The 6,585-nt window shown below is 74.5% G+C and carries 6 protein-coding genes and 2 pseudogenes; 2 read left to right on the top strand and 6 right to left on the bottom strand.

Annotated elements, in window-relative coordinates; translation table 11 throughout:
- Window positions 1-302 precede the first annotated feature (302 nt).
- A pseudogene (locus tag BG452_RS27370) lies at window positions 303-533 on the bottom strand (SAM-dependent methyltransferase); the annotation flags it as partial.
- 60 nt (window positions 534-593) lie between these two features.
- The gene (def, locus tag BG452_RS27365) at window positions 594-1,193 is read right to left on the bottom strand and encodes a peptide deformylase (RefSeq protein ID WP_411293027.1); all 600 of its coding nucleotides are present in this window, start codon (window positions 1,191-1,193) and stop codon (window positions 594-596) included.
- Window positions 1,194-1,233: 40 nt separating this feature from the next.
- On the opposite strand from def, the gene BG452_RS27360 reads away from it, so the two are divergent.
- The gene (locus BG452_RS27360) at window positions 1,234-1,770 is read left to right on the top strand and encodes a helix-turn-helix domain-containing protein (protein WP_317621252.1); all 537 of its coding nucleotides are present in this window, start codon (window positions 1,234-1,236) and stop codon (window positions 1,768-1,770) included.
- 47 nt (window positions 1,771-1,817) lie between these two features.
- On the opposite strand, the gene BG452_RS47265 is transcribed toward BG452_RS27360, so the two are convergent.
- Window positions 1,818-2,348: a hypothetical protein gene (locus BG452_RS47265; protein ID WP_188307026.1), complete on the bottom strand. Its 531-nt coding sequence runs from the start codon at window positions 2,346-2,348 to the stop codon at window positions 1,818-1,820.
- Window positions 2,349-2,503: 155 nt separating this feature from the next.
- On the opposite strand from BG452_RS47265, the gene BG452_RS27350 reads away from it, so the two are divergent.
- The gene (locus tag BG452_RS27350) at window positions 2,504-2,671 is read left to right on the top strand and encodes a hypothetical protein (protein ID WP_188307025.1); all 168 of its coding nucleotides are present in this window, start codon (window positions 2,504-2,506) and stop codon (window positions 2,669-2,671) included.
- Window positions 2,672-2,692: 21 nt separating this feature from the next.
- Here BG452_RS27350 and BG452_RS46000 read toward each other — a convergent pair whose 3' ends face one another.
- The 3 genes and pseudogenes from BG452_RS46000 to BG452_RS27335 form a co-directional block, all read right to left on the bottom strand.
- Window positions 2,693-4,648 carry a serine/threonine-protein kinase gene (locus tag BG452_RS46000; protein WP_223242798.1) on the bottom strand — a complete coding sequence of 652 codons (1,956 nt, stop codon included), beginning with the start codon at window positions 4,646-4,648 and terminating at the stop codon, window positions 2,693-2,695.
- A gap of 87 nt (window positions 4,649-4,735) precedes the next feature.
- Entirely contained in the window at window positions 4,736-5,671 is a 936-nt protein-coding gene (hemC, locus tag BG452_RS27340) for a hydroxymethylbilane synthase (protein ID WP_188307024.1), read from the bottom strand.
- Between the two features lie 42 nt (window positions 5,672-5,713).
- Window positions 5,714-6,585 (bottom strand): annotated as a pseudogene (locus BG452_RS27335) (hypothetical protein); the annotation flags it as partial.

Here is a 6,585-nt window from a genome sequence, read left to right as displayed (position 1 = left end):
AGCGGACCCGGGCGTCGCGGCGAGGGCGGGCGTGCCCGCGCCGGCCGTCAGCGCGACCGCCAGGGCGCCGGCGGCGGCGACAACGGCCCAACGGGTGCGGTGGGTAGAGGCGTTCACGGCGCTGCGGCTCCAGACTGGTCGTCATCGGGCCGGAGACGTCCGGCCCGATGACGAGTCTGCCGACCAGCCGCGCCCCGATCATCAGGGCCGGCGCCCCGACGGTCCCTGATCTTCCCTCAGGGTGCACCCCGGAGAGCACCCCGGGTCACGGCGGTCCCGGGCGGCGGGACGACGGCCCGGCCGCCGAAGGCCGACAGGCCCAGCCCGTCCAGGTACGCCGTCACCCGCCCCGGTCCGCAGCCGAGGTCGGCGACCTCGCCGCCGCCCGACTCCCGGACCAGCTCCGCGAAGGCGGCGAGCATCGCGCGCGATACCGGGTCCATGCCCTCGGGCGGGACGACGAGGCGCAGGTAGTCGGCGGCGACGGTGTCGTAGGACTCACGGACGGCGGCGAGTTCAGCGGGCTCGGTCACCGCGTCACCCCCGGGAGCGTCTTCAAACCCCTTCCTGCGGAGCGGCGTTGGGGCACGCACCTAGCCGAGCTTCGCGGCCTTGGCGGCGCGCTCGGCGAACACCTTCTCCCGGCGGTCGGCGGTCTGCTTCATCATCCGCTTGCGGTCGCGGGCCGAGAGCCGGTCGAGGTAGAGCCCGCCGTTCAGGTGGTCGGTCTCGTGCTGGAGGCAGCGGGCGAAGTAGCCGGCGCCCTCGATGGTGACCGGCTCGCCGTACTGGTCGACACCGTGCACCACCGCGCGCGCGGGGCGGGCGAGTTGGGTGTTGGCGCCGGGTACGGACAGGCAGCCCTCGGCGTCCTCGGCCAGCCGGCGGCCGGGCTCCTGCTCCTCGACCACCGGGTTGAGCACGTGCCCGACGTGCCGGACGCCGTCCTCGTCGGTGCAGTCGTAGACGAACAGCCGCAGGTCCACGTCCACCTGGTTGGCGGCGAGGCCGCAGCCGTCGGCGACGTACATGGTGGCGAACATGTCGTCGATGAGCCGGGCCAGTCGCTCGCTGCCGAAGTCCTCCTCGGTCGCCGGGCGGCAGGTGCGGCGGAGGATCTCCTCCCCCACCTCGGTGATCCGCAGGACGGCCGGACGATCGCGCAGCTCGGACACGGGTGGTCCCCCTTCGATGGACTTGCTGTCGACTTTGCAAAGTAGCAGACTTTGCAAAGTGACCGAAGAGACCGAAGAGACCGAAGACCTCGTCAGATCCGGTGCCCTCCCCGAACACGCCGTCCGCACCGCACTGCTGGAGCTGCTCGCCGAACGCGGCACCCTCACCTCCACCGAGGCCGCCGCCCGACTCGGCCACAGTTCCGGGCTCTGCTCCTTCCACCTGCGCCAACTCGCCCGGTACGGCCTGATCGAGGAGGCCCCGGCTGTCGACGGGCGGGCCCGGCCGTGGCGTCTGCCCCGGGAGCGACCGGCCGCACCGAACGACGGGTTCGGCGAACTGGCGCGGGGCCTGGAGGACGAGAGCTACCAGCGCTGGCTCGCCAGGCGCGCCGAGGCCCCGGCCGCGTGGCAGCAGGACGAGGCGTTCAGCACCGTCGTCCACCTCACCCCCGAGGAACTGATTGCCGTCGGCGCCGCCGTACGGCAGTTGCTCGCCCGCTACCGCGACCGGGACACCGACCCGGGTGCCCGGCCCGCCGGGGCCCGTCCGGTCGCCGCCGTGGCCCGGCTGTTCCCGCTGCTCGACCGCTGAGACGTGTCTGACAAGGCCTGGGCCCCAGGGCGTTCCGACCAGCTGGGTCAGACCGCCGCGCGGGAACGCAGAGCCCGTACCGCCGGCCCGACCACCAGGCCCACCGCCGCCCCCAGCACGACGCCCTGCACGCCGTCCCAGACGTCCTGCACATCGCAGGCCCGCCCGATCACCGGCACCGCGTACTGCAGCGTCGACACCGCGAACGGCAGCACGGCCGTGCCCAGCAGCGCCACCGCCGCCCGCCGCCGGGTCCCGGCCAGGGCGGCCGCGAAGCCCACCGGTGCGTAGGTGGCCAGCTTGAGCTCGATGTGCCGCACGTGCAGCAGCTCGTACGGCGAGCGCGGCCGGGCACCCGCCACCGTGCAGTGCCGTACGGCGTCCCTCGACAGCTGGAACGCCTCCGGCAGCAGCGTCGCCACCACCACCCCGCCGAGCCCGAGCAGCAGCAGGAAGCCCACCACCCAGTGGGCCCGCAGCAGCCGCCCCACCGGCCGGTTCAGCAGCGCCGCCGGCACGAGGGAGAGCAGCAGCCCGGGCCAGAAGTTCGGCATCCCGCCGAGCACCCCACTGATCACGCCTCAACGGACGCCCCGAACACCCGCCCGGTTCTCCCCGCGGCCACTTCCCGGGCGACCCGCACGCAGTGCACGGCGAGGAGTACAGAGCAGAGGAGTACAACGGAGTGCACCCACGCGGAGTACAGCGGAGTACAGCGGAGTACAAAGGAGGCATGGCAGGCAAGACGATCGCCGTGGTCTACGTGCTCGCGATGGTGGCCGTCGTGGTCGGCGTGGACGTCCTGTGGTTCCGGCAGCACTTCTGGGGGCGACTGGCGGTGAACGTCGGGATCGTCCTGGTGTTCACGGCGTTCTACCTCCGGTTCCTCAAGCGTTCCTGAGCACCCGCGGTCCGGTCCGCGCTACTGCACGATCAGGTACCGTTGCTCGCTCCCCGCGCTGACGCAGACCCCGTTGGTGGTCGGCCCGCCGGTGCAGTTCCCGGGCCCCGAGCTGGAGACCATCCAGATGTAGATGCCGGGCGTCTTCGGCGTGTACGTCAGGCTCCGCCCGGTCTGCCAGGGCAGGGACTCCCAGTCCTTGTCGCCCGGGGCCAGGACGCTCACCTCGGAGCTGGTGCCGGAGGTCGCCCAGCTGAGCTCGACCGGCTGGCCCGCCCGGACCACCTGCTGGTCCTTCGGGAAGACCGGGAGCGGGGCCGAGGGCGCGGACTGGACCGGGTTCGGGCTCTGGTTCTGGGCCGTCCGCACGTTCAGGTAGCGCAGGGCGCTCCAGCCGCTGCCGATGCTGTCGGCGGAGGTGTTGGCGCCGACCACGGCCCAGCGGTAGAGCCCGGCCTCGGTGGGCCTGAAGGTGCATTCGGCGGTGGTGAGCCAACCGGATTCCTGCCAGGGCTGGTCAGCGCGCTTGGTGAAGACCTTGGTCGTCGAGCCGGTCTTGACCCAGCGGAGTTCCAGTGACTGGCCCAGCGTCAGGGAGTCCTTGTCTCCCGGGGCGACCAGGCCGGGCGGGTGCGCGGTGCCGCTGGGGACGGTCAGCGGCGGGCCCTCGGTGGGGTAGGCGGCCTCGGGGGTGCCGCCGACGCCCTTGAACGTCGTCCCGCCGGTCACGCAGTCCGGCGGGCTGCCGTCGTCCTTGGCGGCCACGAAGCCGCCGTTGTCCAGCCCGGTCCTGCCCTTGTCGCGGGTCAGGTACATCGGCACCAGCACCGCCGCCGCGACCAGCGCCAGCAGGCTCGGCACCAGCACCCACAGCCGCCGGGCCCGACGGCTCCGGGCGGCCTGGGCCGACTCGGTCGGCGCCCAGCCGGCGACCGCGTACGGGTCCCCGCTGAGCATGGTCGGCACCCTGGTGGGCTGCGCCGCCCGCACCACCGGCACCGCCGGCAGCGGAGCGGGCGGCCCGAAGGCCCCCGTGACCGGTGCCACCAGCGGCGCCTCCGGCACCGCGGGCTTCACCCGCAGTGGCTCCGGCAGCCAGGAGCCGGTCGGCCCGTCGTACCCGGGCGGCCCGAGCCGCTCCACCAGTTCGGCGGGGGTGGGCCGGTCCTCCGGGCGGCGGGCCAGGCAGGCGGCGACCAGCGGGCGCAGCGCCTCGGGCACGTCGGCGAGGTCCGGCTCGGTGTGCATGATCCGGTAGAGCAGCACCTGCGGGTTGCCGCCGCCCCCGTACGGGTCGCTGCCGGCCGCGTGGCAGAGCACCCGGCCGAGGCTGTAGAGGTCGCAGGCGGGGGTCAGCGGCTCGCCGGCGATCTGTTCGGGGGCCATGTAGCCGGGGGTGCCGATGACGGTCTGGGTGCGGGTGATCGAGGCGCCGTCGAGGGCGCGGGCGATGCCGAAGTCGATGACCCGTGGCCCGTCGTCCGCGAGCAGGACGTTGGAGGGCTTGAGGTCGCGGTGGACGAGTCCGACGGCGTGGATCGCCTCCAGGGCCTCGGCCAGGCCGGCGCCGAGCACCCGCAGGACCGGTTCGGGCAGCGGGCCGTGGGTGGCGACGGCCGCCTCCAGGGAGGGCCCGGGGATGTAAGCGGTGACCAGCCAGGGCGGGTCGCCGTCCGGGTCGGCGTCGACCACCTGGGCGGTGTGGAAGCCGCCGACCCGCCGGGCGGCCTCCAACTCCTGGGTGAAGCGGAGCCGGAAGCTCGGGTCGGTGGCGAGGTCCCAGTGCACGCACTTGACCGCGACCAGGCGCCCGCCGGGCGAGCGCCCCAGGTAGACGACCCCCATCCCGCCGCTGCCGAGCCGGGCGAGCAGCCGGTAGCGGCCGCCGACCGTCGTCGGATCGGTGGGTCTCAGCGCCTCCACGTCCACCCCCGGCGTGACCGTTCCACTCGTCGACGTCGCTTGACGAGACGTCAACTGCCTTCCCCCGTGGCCGGAATCATCTCAGCTGGAGGCGCGGCGGAACAGTTCGCGGAGGAAAAGAGATCACCCCGTGCCCGAACCTCAGTGCGGGATCGAGGCGATCAGCTCCTGCGCCCCCTGCCGCTTGAGCGCCAGCGCGACCGAGGTGCCGAGGTCCTCCGGGCTGAGCACGCCCGCCCACTCGTGGGCGTCCAGCACCCGCTTGCCGTCCGGGGTGAAGACCCGGCCGCGCAGCGAGAGCCGGCCGTCCGCCTCGGCCCTGGCGAAGCCGGAGATCGGGCTGTTGCAGTGGCCCTGCAGCACGTGCAGGAACATCCGCTCGGCCGCGGCCTCCCGCCAGGTGTCGTGGTGGCCGAGGCCGGTCACCGCCTCGATGGTGGCCTCGTCGTCCTCCCGGCACTGCAGCACCAGGATGCCGGCGCCGATCGGCGGGCACATCTCGTCGACGCCGAGGATCTCGGTGATCCGGGCCCGCTCGCCGATCCGCTCCAGGCCGGAGACGGCGAGCAGCAGCGCGTCCACGTCCCCGGCCGCCAGCTTGGCGAGCCGGCTGTTGGCGTTGCCGCGGATCGGGACGCACTCCAGCTGCGGGTGGGAGGAGGCGAGTTGGGCGGTGCGGCGGACGGAGGAGGTGCCGATCCGGGTGCCGGGCGGGAGTTGGGCCAACGTCAGCCCGCCGGGGTGGACGAGGGCGTCGCGGATGTCGTCCCGGCGCAGGTGGGCGGCGAAGACGGTGCCGGCGGGCAGCGGGCGGTCGGCGGGCACGTCCTTGAGGCAGTGCACGGCGACGTCGGCCTCCCCGGCGAGCAGCGCCGCGTCGACCTCCTTGGTGAACGCGCCCTTGCCGCCGAGGTCGGCGAGGTCTCCGGTCCAGCGGTCGCCCGAGGTGGTGACCGGCACCACCTCGGTCCGCAGCCCCGGGTGCAGCGCGGCGAGTTCGGCGCGGACCCGGTCGACCTGGGCGAGCGCCATGGGCGAGGAGCGGGACACGATGCGGATCAGCTCAGCGGTGGCCATGGCGCGATGATAGGCGCTCCTACGCTCACCACTGAGGGCACCTCACGCGCCCGGCCTAGCGGCGCGGCCCCAGCGCGCCGACTGGACGTCCCGCATCAGCGGACCGACCGCGCCGAGCGCCGCACCGGCCGCCACCAGCAGGCTCGCGCCGCTGAAGCCGTACCCGTCCGCCGCGCCGACGGCGGCCAGGGCGAGCGTGGGCAGCACGGCGACCAGTCCGGTGCCGGGCACCTCCGCGACGGCGAGCCGCCCGCGCACGTAGGCCAGGTAGGCGACGGTCGGCCGGCCGGACCGGATCCCGGGGATGAACGCCCCCTCGCGCTTCATCACCTCGGCCTCGGCGAGCACCGACCGCCCGGCCAGTACGGCCAGCCAGGCGCCGACGGCGGCGAGCGTGAACAGCAGCACCAGGTACGGCGGCCGGGGCAGCGGGAAGGGGGCGAGCAGCAGGGCGGCCGCCACCGCCGGGACGAACCCCCGGTGGCTGAGCACCAATGGCAGGTAGCGGGTCTCGCCGCCCCCGGACCGCCGCACCCCGATCATGCGCCGCGCGTACTGCACCGGGACGCGCCGCGCGCCCTGGCGCCCGGCGGTCACCAGCGCGGTCGTCGCCACCAGGCCGAACAGCGCCGCCGCCAGCACCAGCGCGTAGCTGCCCGGCCCGGACTCCCGCTCCACCGCCCACAGTTGGCCCGGCAGCACGGCGAGGACCTGGGCCAGCAGCAGCACCGAGACCCCGTCGCCGAGCCCGTACCGGCTCATCCACCGGGCGAGCCACAGCACCGCCGGCGCGCTCACCGCGACGCAGCCGGTGATCACGGCGACGGCCGGCGCGCCGTGCCACCGCAGCACGCCGTCCCCCGCGGCCGGGCCGGGCAGCAGCCGGCCGGCGTCGGCGGCCAGTCCGAGCGCCA

It is taken from the genome of Streptomyces sp. CBMA123 (genome assembly GCF_014596465.1).
Classification (GTDB): Bacteria; Actinomycetota; Actinomycetes; order Streptomycetales; family Streptomycetaceae; genus Kitasatospora.
This window is presented reverse-complemented; position numbering and strand designations above follow the sequence as displayed.

What these genes read in the sequence shown, in the direction of transcription:
- BG452_RS27350 (WP_188307025.1), top strand. Translation starts at nt 2,504, where the DNA reads ATGGCAGGCAAGACGATCGCCGTGGTCTACGTGCTCGCGATGGTGGCC.
- hemC (WP_188307024.1), bottom strand. Translation starts at nt 5,671, where the DNA reads ATGGCCACCGCTGAGCTGATCCGCATCGTGTCCCGCTCCTCGCCCATG.